This is a genomic window from Alcaligenes sp. (assembly GCF_050255915.1).
Lineage (GTDB): Bacteria > Pseudomonadota > Gammaproteobacteria > Burkholderiales > Burkholderiaceae_B > Alcaligenes > Alcaligenes aquatilis.
On sequence record NZ_JBFWIQ010000016.1, the window covers coordinates 32,336 to 45,697 of the forward strand.

The 13,362-nt window shown below is 57.9% G+C and carries 11 protein-coding genes; 9 read left to right on the forward strand and 2 right to left on the reverse strand.

Annotated features, from left to right (window positions below; all coding sequences use genetic code 11):
• Nucleotides 1–146 precede the first annotated feature (146 nt).
• The 3 genes from AB7E06_RS17040 to AB7E06_RS17050 all read left to right on the forward strand — a co-directional run bounded on the left by AB7E06_RS17040 (nucleotide 147) and on the right by AB7E06_RS17050 (nucleotide 3,185).
• The gene (locus AB7E06_RS17040; RefSeq protein WP_427957835.1) at nucleotides 147–2,066 is read left to right on the forward strand and encodes an FUSC family protein; all 1,920 of its coding nucleotides are present in this window, start codon (nucleotides 147–149) and stop codon (nucleotides 2,064–2,066) included.
• A complete protein-coding gene (locus tag AB7E06_RS17045) occupies nucleotides 2,066–2,530 on the forward strand; it encodes a MarR family winged helix-turn-helix transcriptional regulator (protein WP_094196223.1) in 465 nt (154 codons plus the stop codon). The genes AB7E06_RS17040 and AB7E06_RS17045 overlap by 1 nt, the downstream gene beginning before the upstream one ends.
• Before the next feature lie 124 nt (nucleotides 2,531–2,654).
• On the forward strand, nucleotides 2,655–3,185 hold the full coding sequence (locus tag AB7E06_RS17050) for a CinA family protein (protein ID WP_094196224.1): 531 nt from the start codon (nucleotides 2,655–2,657) through the stop codon (nucleotides 3,183–3,185).
• A gap of 38 nt (nucleotides 3,186–3,223) precedes the next feature.
• On the opposite strand, the gene acnA is transcribed toward AB7E06_RS17050, so the two are convergent.
• The gene (acnA, locus tag AB7E06_RS17055) at nucleotides 3,224–5,878 is read right to left on the reverse strand and encodes an aconitate hydratase AcnA (protein ID WP_094196225.1); all 2,655 of its coding nucleotides are present in this window, start codon (nucleotides 5,876–5,878) and stop codon (nucleotides 3,224–3,226) included.
• A 234-nt stretch (nucleotides 5,879–6,112) separates the two neighbouring features.
• Here acnA and AB7E06_RS17060 point away from each other — a divergent pair, with 234 nt between their 5' ends.
• Nucleotides 6,113–7,120, forward strand: coding sequence for a GntR family transcriptional regulator (locus tag AB7E06_RS17060; protein WP_094196226.1), 1,008 nt, complete (start codon nucleotides 6,113–6,115; stop codon nucleotides 7,118–7,120).
• Nucleotides 7,121–7,124: 4 nt separating this feature from the next.
• Nucleotides 7,125–8,285 carry a 2-methylaconitate cis-trans isomerase PrpF family protein gene (locus AB7E06_RS17065; RefSeq protein ID WP_094196227.1) on the forward strand — a complete coding sequence of 387 codons (1,161 nt, stop codon included), beginning with the start codon at nucleotides 7,125–7,127 and terminating at the stop codon, nucleotides 8,283–8,285.
• On the opposite strand, the gene AB7E06_RS17070 is transcribed toward AB7E06_RS17065, so the two are convergent.
• Nucleotides 8,282–9,268, reverse strand: coding sequence for a helix-turn-helix domain-containing protein (locus AB7E06_RS17070; RefSeq protein WP_094196228.1), 987 nt, complete (start codon nucleotides 9,266–9,268; stop codon nucleotides 8,282–8,284). The two genes, AB7E06_RS17065 and AB7E06_RS17070, sit on opposite strands and share 4 nt — an antisense overlap.
• 305 nt (nucleotides 9,269–9,573) lie before the next feature.
• Here AB7E06_RS17070 and AB7E06_RS17075 point away from each other — a divergent pair, with 305 nt between their 5' ends.
• The 4 genes from AB7E06_RS17075 to AB7E06_RS17090 are packed head-to-tail and all read left to right on the forward strand — an operon-like array spanning nucleotide 9,574 to nucleotide 13,362.
• The gene (locus AB7E06_RS17075; RefSeq protein ID WP_427957839.1) at nucleotides 9,574–10,755 is read left to right on the forward strand and encodes an ABC transporter substrate-binding protein; all 1,182 of its coding nucleotides are present in this window, start codon (nucleotides 9,574–9,576) and stop codon (nucleotides 10,753–10,755) included.
• Between the two features lie 38 nt (nucleotides 10,756–10,793).
• A complete protein-coding gene (locus AB7E06_RS17080; protein WP_094196230.1) occupies nucleotides 10,794–12,185 on the forward strand; it encodes an aromatic ring-hydroxylating dioxygenase subunit alpha in 1,392 nt (463 codons plus the stop codon).
• A 32-nt stretch (nucleotides 12,186–12,217) separates the two neighbouring features.
• Nucleotides 12,218–12,754 carry an aromatic-ring-hydroxylating dioxygenase subunit beta gene (locus AB7E06_RS17085; RefSeq protein ID WP_094196231.1) on the forward strand — a complete coding sequence of 179 codons (537 nt, stop codon included), beginning with the start codon at nucleotides 12,218–12,220 and terminating at the stop codon, nucleotides 12,752–12,754.
• The gene (locus tag AB7E06_RS17090; RefSeq protein WP_094196232.1) at nucleotides 12,754–13,362 is read left to right on the forward strand and encodes a cysteine hydrolase family protein; all 609 of its coding nucleotides are present in this window, start codon (nucleotides 12,754–12,756) and stop codon (nucleotides 13,360–13,362) included. The genes AB7E06_RS17085 and AB7E06_RS17090 overlap by 1 nt, the downstream gene beginning before the upstream one ends.

A 13,362-nucleotide genomic window follows, 5' to 3' on the forward strand; every position in this document is an offset into this window, starting at 1 on the left:
ATGAAAACTGACAATGAACAATGAGGTGGCTGATAAATAGGGGTCAGGCGCGGGGTGTTTATCCCTTAAAGGCGGGTGTTAATTGAATAGGTAGGTAAGCTATCTATATAATCATGCTTTAGCGACTGTTCAGTTTCCCTTTTCTTATGTTTGCCTTTTCTCCCTGGATGCAGCTGGATCGGCCTGCGCTCTTGCATGGCCTGAATATGGCCATGGCTGCCTGGCTGTCCTTTGCGATTGCTGTTTTGTTGTCCGTTGATAACCCCTTTTGGGCTGCCATGCCGGTGTGGGTCTTGTCCCAAGCCTATCGGGGCCTGGTGTATGAGCGGGCCTTGTGGCGAATCTTGGGAACCTTGATAGGAGCAGGGCTGGGCTTGGCGTTTTTGCATTTGCCCAACGCCTATTTGCAATTGTTGGGTATGGCGCTGGTGGTGGGCGTGGCGTCGGCTTTGACCCACGTGTTGCGGGGTGCCTTGTCCTACTTGCCCATGTTGGCAGGCATCACCATTGGTGTGGTGGTCTTGCCGTCTGTGCTGGCACCGGATACGTCGCTGGACTTGGCCTTGTCGCGGGTGGAGTGCACCTTGATCGGGGTGCTGGTGACAACCTTGTTGTGTTCCCGGACGACACCGCGTAGTCAGCGCAAGACGTATTACCAGCGTGTGCGTGTTTTGGCAGCCGATGCCTTGCGTTTGGCGGCGCACGCCTTGGGGCCGTCTTATGCACAGCCGGATCAGGCCTTGCTCAGCCGGATCCGCCAGGAGATGGTGGACCTGGACGGCCAAGCCCGTATTTTGGCGGCTGGTTCCTGGGATGCGTATCGCCGCTTGCCTTATGTGGATGCGTTTTTGTATGCGGTGATCGAGTTGCTGGCTGCCAGTGAAATGATTGTGCGTCAAAGAGAAAGAGGGCGGTGCCCCGCCGCTGATTATGCATCGTCCTTGCTGGAGCAGGCGCAACGCCTGCAGGACGGTCAGCCTTTGAAGGTGCTGGCAAAGACGGCAGCCAGACAGGAGGGGCAAATCAGCCTGGCCCGTTTGCGCCGTGCCATGGGGCAAATCCAACGGGCAGAAGAAGGTTTGTTTGCCACTCAGGCGCCCGCCCGACGTGGTCGCCACCGCTTTCTGACCACGCCCGCTATTTCTGTAGATTGGCCCTTGGCAACTCGCACGGGACTGATCAGTGGCTTGGCGGCTTTTAGTGCCGGGGCAATTGCCTTTGCCTTGTCCAGCCCGGCGCTGGAATTGATGGCCATGGGGGTGTGTACCTTCTCCATCATTCTGGGCTCCATGCCGCGCCCGCAGTTAATGAGTCGCACCATGTTTACCGGGATTACTGTGGGTGTGGTGGTGGCCAGTTTGTATCGTTATCTGCTTCAGGGGCATTTGGTGACGGACTGGCAGGTGATTGCCTCGGTACTGCCCTTTGTGGTGATCGGCGGCTTGTTGCGTGCAAATCGTCCAACATCGGCTTGGGCGCTGGATGCGAATATGTGTTTTCAGTTGGCCAGCCAGGCGGGAATGGCAGCGGTGACTGGACCCATCATCCTGAAAGAATCCCTGCCTTTGCTGGCGGGTTCGGCGGTGGTGTGCAGCGCTTTTTTCCTTTTGCCGCGTCGTACGCATCCTCGTGGCCAAGCGCTGGTGCGGCGAGTCGTGCGTGAGCTGTATCCCTTGATACGTCGTTCCCGCCCCCGTTTGTTTCGTGTATGGCGTGGGCGAGTGGCCCGGCAATGGGTGCAGTTATTGCACTGGATGGGGGAACAGACTCCGCCGGGCCTGTTGTCACTGATCAATTTGGGGCGTGGCGTGATTGAACTCAAACGCCTGGCCAAGCGCGGGGCGCAGCAGCAGGCGTGTGTATCGCTGGTAGGTGAGCTGCTGGAAGGGTTTGAGCACCAGCCGCAGGAATTGGCCCAACAATTGCAGCGCATCAGCCAATCTTGCAGCGATACCGTTTTAGCGCAGGCGATATTGGACCTCGCCCAGTCCCTGCAAGGGGCCACAACGGTTTTGGTTTATGCTTACCCGCCTAATGCTATGCCGCGCGCTGTGGAGACCTCCTGATGAATCACCAACTTTATGAACGGTTCGGCTTGTCCATGATTGTGCTGGCGCGCCTTTACCGTCGTGAATTGGATCAGACCCTGGTGCGTTACGGTGTGTCCGAGGCCACTATTTTGCCTATCCGTTATCTGGCTCAGTTGGGCGAACCGATACGGCAAGGGCAACTGGCACGCATGATGCGGCTGGAGGGACCAACGCTGGTGCGTCTGATCGATCAGTTGGAGTCTGGCGGCCTGCTGGCGCGCCTGCCCGACGAGCAGGACAAGCGTGCACGCCTTTTGTGCCTGACCGATAAAGGGCGCGACTTTCACAAACGTTTGCTGGAATTGCTGCGCCAATCTCGTGCTCCCTTGTTTGAAGGGATCCCGGATGAGGATATAGAAGCGGCCTTGCGCTGCTTTGATCAACTGGCTAGCAATCTGGGGCTGGAAGCAACGGATATGTCCAGCCTGTTTGGGGACTGATCAAGTTTCTGGGCAGCGTAAGCGCATGTTCCCGATGGTGAGCAGAAAGCAGGGGCTGGTTTCCTGCTTTTTTACTTTATGGTTGAATAAACCGTCCTTGTTTCAGCAATAAGGAGGGTATGCCATGAACGATGTAGATCTTGCTCGCTTGGTTAAAACCATGACCGAGGCCCGGCTGACGCTGGCAACCGCAGAATCCTGCACAGCAGGTCTGATTGCGTCCACGCTGGCTGACCAAGCGGGGGCGGCAACCGTACTGGATTGTGCTTTTGTGACTTATTCGCCGCAGGCCAAGTATCGATGCCTGGGCGTCGATCAGCGGGTGCTGGCAGAAAACAATCTGTGCAGTGAGGCAGTGGCACGGGCTATGGCCAAAGGAGCGGCGGAATTGACTCCGGCCAATGTGATCATTGCCAATACGGGGGTGGCGGACGATATTGCAGAGCCGCAGATTCCGGCCGGGACGCAATGTTTTGCCTGGCTGTTCAAGCCGCAGGATAAATATGATCCTTTGGTCGTCTATACCGAAACCATTGTGTTTGATGGGACGCGGGATGAAATCCGTCAGCAAAGTGCGCATCACGCCTTGCTGCGCATCGAGCATTGGTTGCGTCTGGCCAAACAAGAACGCCAGGGTGTGACCCCTGGCGTTTGATGTGGCGGACTAGCTGGATGAGCTAAGCCTGCACAGGCTTAGTTCTCCAGGTACTTGCGCCAGACGCGTGGCAGGATACCGCCGTGGCGCCAGTACTCCATGTCCTCGACCGTATCCAGGCGCACAATCACCGGCACGGATTGCGTGCTGCCATCCAGACGGTGGATGATCAGCTCGGCTTGTGAACGTACCCCCAGGTTTTCTTCCAGGCCTTTCACATCAAAGGTTTCGGTGCCATCCAGACCCAGGGTGTCGGCATTGGTGCCGTCCTGGAACTGCAGAGGCAGCACACCCATACCGACCAGGTTGGTGCGGTGGATACGCTCAAAGCCTTCTGCGACCACGGCCTTCACACCCAGCAAAGCGGGGCCCTTGGCGGCGGAGTCGCGCGAGGAGCCGCAACCGTAGTTCTTGCCGGCAATCACCAGCAGGGGAACCTGACGCTCTTGATAGGCCTGGGCCGCTTCAAAAATACGCATCACTTCGCCTTCAGGCATCACCTTGGTGACACCGCCTTCCACGCCGGGAACAATCTTGTTGCGCAGACGGATGTTGGCGAAGGTCGCACGTTTGACCACTTCGTGGTTGGCACGACGCGTGGTGTAGTTGTTGAAGTCTTTTTGCTCCACCCCCTTGGACAGCAGGAAGTCAGCGGCAGGCGTACCCAGGCTGATCGAACCTGATGGCGAGATGTGGTCGGTGGTGATGGAGTCACCCAAAATCGCCAGCGGACGCATGCCGCGCAGGTTGGCCACGGGGGCGGGCTCGCGTTGCAGGCCGTCAAAGTAAGGCGGTTTGCGGATGTAGGTACTGTCGGCTTCCCATGGGTAGTGGCCGCCATTGCTTTCGCGGGCCAGGGCGTCCCAAGGTTCGCCGCCGTCGTACAGCTCGGCATAGCGTTCGATGAACAGGTCGCGGTCGTAAGCGCCGTGGATAGCTTCTTGCACTTCGGCCGATTTGGGCCAGATGTCGCTTAGGTAGACGTCTTTACCGTCCTGATCCTTGCCCAGCGAGTCGCGGGTCAGGTCCACATTCAGGTTGCCGGCCAGGGCGTAGGCCACGACCAGAGCGGGCGATGCCAGGTAAGCAGCACGCACGTTGGCGTGAATACGGCCTTCAAAGTTGCGGTTGCCCGACAGCACGGCGGTGGCGATCAGCTTTTCCGACTCAATTGCGTTGACGATATTGGCAGGCAGCGGGCCCGAACCACCGTTACACGTGGTGCAGCCAAAACCAGCAATGTTAAAGCCCAGCACATCCAGGTCATCTTGCAGTTGGGCGCGTTCCAGCACGTCGGCAGTGACCTGGCTACCGGGCACCAGCGAAGTCTTGACCCAAGGCTTGCTGCGCAGACCACGAGCCACGGCGTTACGGGCCAGCAAACCGGCGGCCATCATATTGGCGGGGTTGGCCGTATTGGTACAGGAGGTAATAGCGGCAATGACCACATCGCCATCATTCAGAACAAAGTCCTCGCCTTCCACGGGCACCGCACGTTGCGGGTCGTAAGGACGGCCAGCAATTTTCTGGTGATGGGCGGGGAAGGACTGGGCCGCAGTATCCAGATCCAGGTGATCTTCGGGATTGCTGGGGCCAGCCAGACTGGGTTTGATGCTGCTCAGATCCAGTTTCAGTACGGTGTCGTAAACAGGAGCGGGAGCAGCCGGATCGCGCCACAGCTTTTGAACCTTGCTGTATTGCTCAACCAGATCAATCTGTTCTTGTGGACGGCCCGTCATGTGCATGTAGTGCAGGGCAGCGTCGTCAATCGGGAAGAATACGGCGGTGGCGCCGTATTCAGGGGCCATATTGGCGATCATGCCGCGGTCGCCCAGGGACAGCTCGTCCACGCTGGGGCCAAAGAACTCCACAAACTTGCCCACCACGCCCAGTTCGCGCAGTTTCTGGGTAATGACCAGCACCAGGTCGGTAGGTAGCACGCCGTCATTCATCTTGCCGGTCAGCTCGATACCCACTACGGCAGGCAGGGCGATGGCAACGGGCAGACCCACCATCACGGCTTCGGCTTCAATACCCCCAACACCCCAGCCCAGAATGCCCAGGCCGTTCACCATAGGCGTGTGGCTGTCGGTGCCCACACAGCTATCTGGGTAGACCAGATCCACGTCCTTGCCTTCCTCGGTCCAGACAACCTGGCCAATATGCTCGATGTGCAATTGGTGCATGATGCCTTTGCCGGGCGGCACGACTTTGACGCCATCAAAGTTGCTGGAACACCAGCGCAGGAAGGCAAAGCGCTCGCCATTACGTTGGTATTCGCGCGCCAGGTTGATGTCGGCCGCCTTGGGGTTGGCCCAACTGTCCACTTGCAGGGAGTGGTCAATAATGACGTCGATAGGCACCTGTGGCCGAACGCGGCTGGCGTCGCCACCGGCGGCCTCAACGCCTTCGCGTAAAGCTGCCATATCCAGCAACATCACCAAACCCAGAATGTCCTGACCAAATACGCGGGCAGGGTAGAAGGTGATGCCGTCGCCCACCTTGCGCTGGAGCAGGGAATCAATCTCCTGATCCACGTCGGCGTGACGCACGGCCTTTTGACGACAGAGGTTTTCCAGTAGAACGCGCAGCGAATACGGCAGCTTTTCAATACCGGGTATGTCGGCGATAGGAACGTAACGTACGGAACGTCCGTTCAGGGACAGCGTTTCTAGGGCAAGAGACTGAGACATGGCAAACGATTCATCCGTAATGAGAAGGTTGGAGGGGGCCGACCTGAGGGCCCTCTGACTACGTCATCGCTGTGTGAATCCGTGTGGACTCGCGCGATGTCAGCGGGCTTTCGACAAGAATAATCCCAACAAAATTATGCGTCTGGAGCCTTTGTAAAACAATCAAATTGTATTTTGTTTGTATATAATACAATAAAACGATCCAGGATCGCTTCGATTTTTAGGAATGTCGGCATGAAAAGCCAATCCAATTCTTTGCATGTCACTTTGGCGCATCGCCTGCTGGATTACGTGCGGGCCGGGCATTTGCAGGCCGGGCATCATTTGACGGAACAATCTCTGGCCGAGGCGCTGGGTGCTTCGCGCTCGCCCATACGCGGGGCGCTGGCCTATCTGGCGGAAAAAGGGATTGTGGGCGCACAGCCACCTCGGCGTGGCTTGTACCTGTTGAAAGGGGCAGACCAGCTCGGTGTGATCGAAGAAGAGCTGGGCACCAGCCAGGATGACCAGATCTATTTGCAACTGGCCCGCGACAAGCTCTCGGGCATCTGGGGGGATACCTTGTCGGAAAACGACGCCATGCGCCGTTACGGTCTGACGCGCGAACGTGTGCGCCGTATTCTGGCTCGTGCTGCTAATGAGGGCTGGATAGAGCAACGTGCCAGCAAAGGCTGGTCTTTCCTGCCCATGATTGACGGCCCCCAGGCCTGCGAAGAAAGCTATACCTTGCGTCAGATGCTGGAACCCGCCGCCATGTTGCTGCCCGGTTTTGCCATTGACTCCACCGTTTTGCGCCGTGTGCGGCTGCAACAGCAAGCCTTGGCCGACGGGGGCTGGCGTCACGCCGGGCATGCTGAGATGTATCAGGCCAATGCCACCTTCCATGAGGCTTTGGCCTCCTTGTCCGGCAATCGCTTTATCGCCCAGACGGTGACGCGTCAAAACCAGTTGCGGCGCTTGCTGGAATATCAGGAAACGCTGGATCGGGAACGTATTCGTCGTCAATGCCTGGAGCATCTGGCGATTCTGGATTTGCTGGAAAAGGGCGAACGCGCTCAGGCCTCCGCCTTGCTGGCCCGCCATCTGGGCAATGCCAGCGAGGAAAAAGTGCAGCAACTGGAACGACAACAGCAGCGCACGACCCGATCAGACTCTTTTAGTGAACCGATTGTCTCTCACGCCGAACCCATGCAGGAGACGGCGCAATTTTCTTTAATGGCGCAAGCCAAGAACCAGGAATAACGTGATGAAGCAAAAATCCCTTCCCGCCGTGTTCATGCGTGGTGGCACCAGCAAAGCCTTGATGCTCAATATTGCAGACCTGCCTGCCGAGCGCGACGACTGGACGCCTCTGTTTTCCGCCGCCATGGGTACGCCGGACCCTTACGGACGCCAACTGGACGGTATGGGCGGCGGCGTCTCCTCCCTGTCCAAGGTGTGTATTATCGGCCCGTCCAGCCATCCGGACGCCGATGTGGACTACACCTTTGCGCAAGTGGCGATCAAGGAAGAGAAGGTGGATTACCGTGGCAACTGCGGCAATATGAGCTCGGCAGTTGGCCCCTACGCTGTTGAGCAAGGGATGGTCAAGGTTCAGGACGGTGAAGCGTGTGTGCGCATTCTCAATACCAATACCAACAAGATCATCCACGCCCATTTCACGGTGGAAGAGGGTCAGCCCCGTTACGACGGCGATCTGTCCATTCCCGGCGTAGGCGGCACAGGTTCGCCTATCCGTCTGGACTTTGTAGAACCAGGCGGTGCTTCTACCGGTTCCTTGCTGCCTAGTGGTGAATTGACCGAATGGCTGGATGTCCCTGGCGTAGGCCGTATCGAGGTGTCGCTGGTGGACGCGGCCAATGCGGCGGTGTTTGTACGTGCTGCGGATGTGGGCCTGACCGGTCTTGAACTGCCTGATTGGCTGGAATCGCACCCTGAAGTGCTGGAGCGTTTGGACGCGATTCGTGTACAGGCTTCGGTACGCATGGGTATTGCTCCGGATGTGGACGCTGCGCGTCAGATTCGCATCGTGCCCTTTGTCTGCATCGTGTCGCCCGCCCAGGACAACCCCACCTTGTCCGGCGACGTGGTTCCCGCCCAAGAGATTGATCTGGTTGCCCGCGTGATTTCCAACGGCCAGCCGCACCGCGCCTTGCCACTGACCATCTCCTTGTGTACCGCTGTGGCGGCTCGTTTGACGGGTAGTCTGCCCTCGCAATGCCTGTCCGACTCGGTTGCCCCGCAAGGCCCGCTGCGTCTGGGCATGCCCTCTGGCGTACTGACAGTTGGTGCGGAAGTGGAAAAGAAAGACGGCCAGTGGTATGCCAAGGCTGGTTCCTTCTACCGTACGGCGCGCCGTCTGTTTGATGGCCGTGTCTGGGTTCCCGGCAAGGCCCTGAAGGACTAATCCACGATACGCAAGTCCTGCGAGGGCGAACGCCCGAAGCGGGACTTGTAGTCGGCACAGAAGCGGCCAAAATGGTTAAACCCACAGCGCAAGGCAATCTCGCTGACCTGGGTGCCCGGCACCGCGTGGCGGATGGCCTGTTGGGCCGCTTCCAAACGAATCTGCTTTAAGAACTGCATGGGGCTTAGCCCCCGTTCCGTACGGAACGCCAAGGTCAGGCTGCGTACACTGGCACAGGCAGCGGTGGCGATTTGCTCTAGCGTCAGGGCCTCGTCCAGGCTGGCCCGCATGAAATCCTCGGCTCTTTGTACCCGGCGCGAACTGGCCGGGCGCACGCTTTGCTGCAATTGCTGGCTGTAGTTACCCGGCTGGGTATGGAACAGATGCAGCAGAAGATTGTCCTCGGCCTGACGCGACCACTGATCCATTTCCGGCGGCAAATGCCCGCCATAGGCCAGCAAGCTGCCAATCTGGTGCTGCCAGGCACAGCCGTGTGGCGAGTCCAGAGACATGCCCGCCGCAAACTCAATGGGCCGATCCAGGCTCAAGCCCAAGGTCTGCCGGGCCACTTCTTCCAGCCTGTGGCGTGGGATCTTCACTAAAAACTGCTCACAGCCCTGTTCCCAATCCAGTTCAACCTGGAGGGAAGGGGAGATCACGCTGGCAATGTTAGGGTTGGCCTGGACGTACTCCCGACCAACCCGAATACAGGATCGTCCCTGTATGGGGACTTGAAACAGCAAAAAGTCTTCCAGAATGCCGGGCGATACCTGCACCGCCGCGCCATATTTCAGCAAGACAAAGGAAAAACTGTGGCTGCTGGCGTAGCGCAGGGACGCGTCGACTGGGCCGTCATTCCAGGTCAGACGGTGTTCGGTTAGAAAACCGGCGGTCTCGCTGCGTGTCTGGTCCGGGCAGCGCGATTCAAAGCGCGGCGCACTGTGTTGCAAGGGGGCCAGCCCTGACATAAACCACGCTTGCATGATGTGTGTCTCCAAATTTTTGCCGGTTAGGGATAAGGCTTGCCGAATCTGGATAGCCGCCTGTTCTGAGCCGGTCTAATGTATTTCAAACCTAAAACAGTAATCCTGTCCCGGCACCTTAGCAGATTGGGATACGACTGGGAATTGCTGTATTCACGTAGTCCCTTGGGGCCGTTCTCTGCGGCCTGCAGGACAAGCGCCGCACAAACCACAGGCGTCAGTGATACACAGCTTCCGTCGTAGTGGGGGTGATCCCAGGCAGACCTGAAGTCCAGTTTTTTGACAGACAGAGGACGGAGACAAACATGAAAAAACAAGTAGCGTTTTGTATGAGCACGCTGGCCTTGGCCCTGGCCTGTAGCCCGGCGTCCAGTCAGGAAGTATTCAAGGTGGGGCTATTGACCACCTTGTCCGGCCCTGGTGCGGCTATTGGCCAGGAAATCCGTGATGGTTTCGAGCTGGGCCTGAACCACTCGGGCGGCAAGTTCGGTGGTGTGGATGTGACCTTGGCGGTGCTGGACGATCAGCAAAAACCGATGGAAGGCCGTCAAGCAGTGGACCGTCTGGTCAAGCGCGACAAGGTCGATGTCATTACCGGCATTGCTTTTTCCAACGTGCTGCTGCCCGTGATGCCCACGATTATGGGCAGCGACACCGTCTATATTTCCGCCAACACGGGCCCGGCTGAGTATGCGGGTGAGCATTGCAACCCCAATTTCTTTAGCGTGTCCTGGCAGAACGAGGATATCCCTGCCGCCATGGGCAAGTACGTGACCGATCAGGCGCACAAGAAAGTCTATTTGATCGCCCCCAATTATCCCGGTGGACGTGAGTCCATTGAAGGCTTCAAGCGCCTGTTCAAGGGAGAGATTGCCGACGAAGTTTATGTGAAGGTTGGCCAGATGGATTACGCCGCCGAATTGGCCCAGATGCGGGCTTCGGGTGCGGATGCGGTGTTTTTCTTCCTGCCCGGCGGTATGGGCGTGTCCTTTATCAAGCAGTTGATCAACTCGGGTCTGTCTACGCAGATGGCCGTATATACCCCTGGTTTCTCGGCTGACCAGGACACGATTGGTGCTATTGGCGAGTCCATGAAGGGCATGGCCAACGCCGCCCAATGGTCGCCGGATTTGGATAACCCTGCTAACAAGCGTTTCGTGGCGGAGTTTGAAAAGACCTATGGTCGCCTGCCGTCCATGTATGCCTCCCAGGGCTATGACGTCGCCTTGTTGCTCGATGGCGCATTGAAGGCCGACCCCAAGGCCGCCACCGACCGCGAGGCCTTGCGCAAAGCCTTGCGCAGCGCACCGTTCGAGTCCGTGCGCGGGGCTTTTGCCTTTAACAACAACCAGTATCCGGTGCAGACCTACTACATGCGCGAAGTGGCCCCGAATGACAAAGGTCAGATGAGCAACAAGATTGTGTCCACCGTATTCGAGCAGTTCCAGGATCATTTTGCACCGCAGTGCAAGATGGAAAAGTCATAAAGAGGGTGCGTCAAGCATCCGGCAGCAAGGAGGTAATGATGAGCTATAGCAACGAACAGTTGTCCGCATTGGTGCGGGGAGACAGCGTACATAAATCGGTCTATACCGACCCTGAAATCTTCCGTCTGGAGATGGAACGCATTTATGGCCGTGCCTGGATCTACATCGGCCACGACAGCCAGGTGCCTAAACCGGGCGACTACCACACTACCTTGTTGGGTGGTCAGGACGTCATCATGGTGCGCGGCAGCGACAAGAAGGTGTACGTGCTGTACAACCGTTGTCCACATAAGGGCGCGAAAGTGGTGGCCGATGGCTGTGGCAATGCCGGCAAGTTCTTCCGCTGCCCTTACCACGCCTGGACCTTCAAGCTGGACGGCCAGCATCTGGCCGCGCCCATGAAAAACGGCCTGGAAAACACCTGCTTTGATCCCAAGCACCCGGACTTCTCCATGCGCCGTGTGGCTCGTGTGGAAAGCTATCGTGGCTTTGTGTTCGCCTGTCAAAGCGCCCACGGCCCGGATCTGAAAGAGTTTTTAGGCCCCATCATCACCTCCATCGACAATCTGTGCGATCGCTCGCCTGTGGGTGAAGTGGAAGTGGCCGGTGGCAGCTTCAAGGTCTGGCAGCCTTCCAACTGGAAAGTGTTTTACGAAAACCTGCACGACACCATGCACGCGAATGTCACGCATGAGTCGTCCTACGTGGCTGCCCGCGAACAGGCCGAGGATTACGGTTCCATGCCGTTGGAACTGCATATCATGGACGGAAATGGTGAGCCTTACGGTTTCTGGGAAAAGCTGGATCTGTACGCGTTTGATAATGGCCACGGCTACATGGAAGGCATTTTCAATCCAGGGGCCATCGAAACCGACCCGGTCACCAAGGCGCACTACGAAACCCTGAAAGAAGCCTATGGTGAAGAAAAAGCCCTGAACATTCTGGGCGAGAACCGTCATAACAGCATTATTTACGGCAGTGGCTCGCCACACACTGTGTTCCAGCAGTTCCGTGTGATTCGTCCGGTAGCGGTGGACCGCACCCACGTGGAGATCCAGTTGTTCCGCCTGAAAGGCGCTCCGGACGATATCTATAAGCGTGGCCTGATGTACGCCAATCTGATCAACTCGCCCTCGTCCAATGTGATGCCGGACGATATCGAAGTCTATGGCCGTTGCCAGGAAGGCAATAAGACCCATGGCGGCGAATGGATCAGCATGCACCGCTACGACGGCACCGATAAGCCTATCGAAGGCGGCATGGTGGCCACCAACGGCACCAGTGAATTGCCCATGCGCAACCAGTTCCGCGCCTGGAAACACTTCATGACCACCACTATTTATGATGCGCCTGCGCAGTCGCAAGACAGTGGTAAAGCCACGGTGCGCTCGGCCTCTGGTGAGCCTATTGCCCCCGCAACACAGGCTTAAGCGGGCTGCTGTCCGAGCCAAGGAGAATTCTTATGTTGTTTGATATTGATTTTGACGTCAGCGTGGATCAGGTCACGCCTGTGAATCTGAGTCTGGAAGCCATTCGCGAAGTAGAGCAGTTCATCTATCACGAAGCTCGTCTACTGGACGAACGTCGCTGGCAAGCATGGCTGGATCTGTGGACGGAGGAAGGCATGTATTGGATTCCTCACAGCTACGATCAGGAAAGCCCGTACGAGCACATTTCCCTGTGCTGGGAAAACAAGCTGCTGCGCGAGCTGCGTATTCGTCGTCTGGAGAACCACCGCAATTGGTCCCAGCAGCCGATTACCCAGTCCTGCCGCGTGCTGGGCAATCTGATGATCGACGGCACCGATCCGGAAGGTTACCTGGTGGTGCGCTCCAGTTTTCACTCCATGGAGTGGCGCGGTAAAGATCCGGTCTACCGTGTGGGTAGTCTGATTCACAAGCTGCAAGCCCAGGAAGGCGGTGGCTGGAAACTGCGCATGAAGCAGGTGAATCTGGTGGATCGTGACGCGGTTCACGGCGCCATTCAGGTATACATCTAATGTCGGCAGCCCATCACACCGCCTTGCTGGCCCTGCATTATCAGAACGACGTCCTGCACGCTGATGGTCTGATCCGTGTGGGGGTAGAGGCCAACAGCCCCCAGCGTCAGGCTCTGATCGAGGCCGCAGGCCGTTTGCTGGCGCAGGCCCGCGCACAGGGCGTGCCTATTGTGCATGTGCGGGTGGGCTATCGGCCTGACTATGCCGATCTGCTGTGCAATGCACCGATTCTGCACAATGTGAAACGCATCGGTGCTATGCAGACCGGCAGTTGGGGAGCCCAGTTCTTTGACGGGCTGGCTCCCTTGCCCAACGAGTTTGAAGTCCATCACACGCGCATCAACGCTTTCTTTGGCTCCGCGTTGGAGCCGGTGGTGCGTCGTCTGGGGGTGGAGCGTCTGGTGATTGCCGGTGTGGCCACCCATTCCGTGGTGGAAAGCACGGTGCGCCATGCCGTAGACATGGGCTATGAGGTGGCGGTGGTGGCCAGCGCCTGTGGCGCTCCACCAGCTACGCATGAAGCCTCGCTGGCCAGCATGAGTCTGATTGCTCAAATTGATCGGGACGAAGATTGGGCAGCCGTCTTTGGCGCGCCACAAGCACAGTAG

What these genes read in the sequence shown, in the direction of transcription:
- AB7E06_RS17040 (WP_427957835.1), top strand. Translation starts at nt 147, where the DNA reads ATGTTTGCCTTTTCTCCCTGGATGCAGCTGGATCGGCCTGCGCTCTTG.
- AB7E06_RS17045 (WP_094196223.1), top strand. Translation starts at nt 2,066, where the DNA reads ATGAATCACCAACTTTATGAACGGTTCGGCTTGTCCATGATTGTGCTG.
- AB7E06_RS17050 (WP_094196224.1), top strand. Translation starts at nt 2,655, where the DNA reads ATGAACGATGTAGATCTTGCTCGCTTGGTTAAAACCATGACCGAGGCC.
- acnA (WP_094196225.1), bottom strand. Translation starts at nt 5,878, where the DNA reads ATGTCTCAGTCTCTTGCCCTAGAAACGCTGTCCCTGAACGGACGTTCC.
- AB7E06_RS17060 (WP_094196226.1), top strand. Translation starts at nt 6,113, where the DNA reads ATGAAAAGCCAATCCAATTCTTTGCATGTCACTTTGGCGCATCGCCTG.
- AB7E06_RS17065 (WP_094196227.1), top strand. Translation starts at nt 7,125, where the DNA reads ATGAAGCAAAAATCCCTTCCCGCCGTGTTCATGCGTGGTGGCACCAGC.
- AB7E06_RS17070 (WP_094196228.1), bottom strand. Translation starts at nt 9,268, where the DNA reads ATGCAAGCGTGGTTTATGTCAGGGCTGGCCCCCTTGCAACACAGTGCG.
- AB7E06_RS17075 (WP_427957839.1), top strand. Translation starts at nt 9,574, where the DNA reads ATGAAAAAACAAGTAGCGTTTTGTATGAGCACGCTGGCCTTGGCCCTG.
- AB7E06_RS17080 (WP_094196230.1), top strand. Translation starts at nt 10,794, where the DNA reads ATGAGCTATAGCAACGAACAGTTGTCCGCATTGGTGCGGGGAGACAGC.
- AB7E06_RS17085 (WP_094196231.1), top strand. Translation starts at nt 12,218, where the DNA reads ATGTTGTTTGATATTGATTTTGACGTCAGCGTGGATCAGGTCACGCCT.
- AB7E06_RS17090 (WP_094196232.1), top strand. Translation starts at nt 12,754, where the DNA reads ATGTCGGCAGCCCATCACACCGCCTTGCTGGCCCTGCATTATCAGAAC.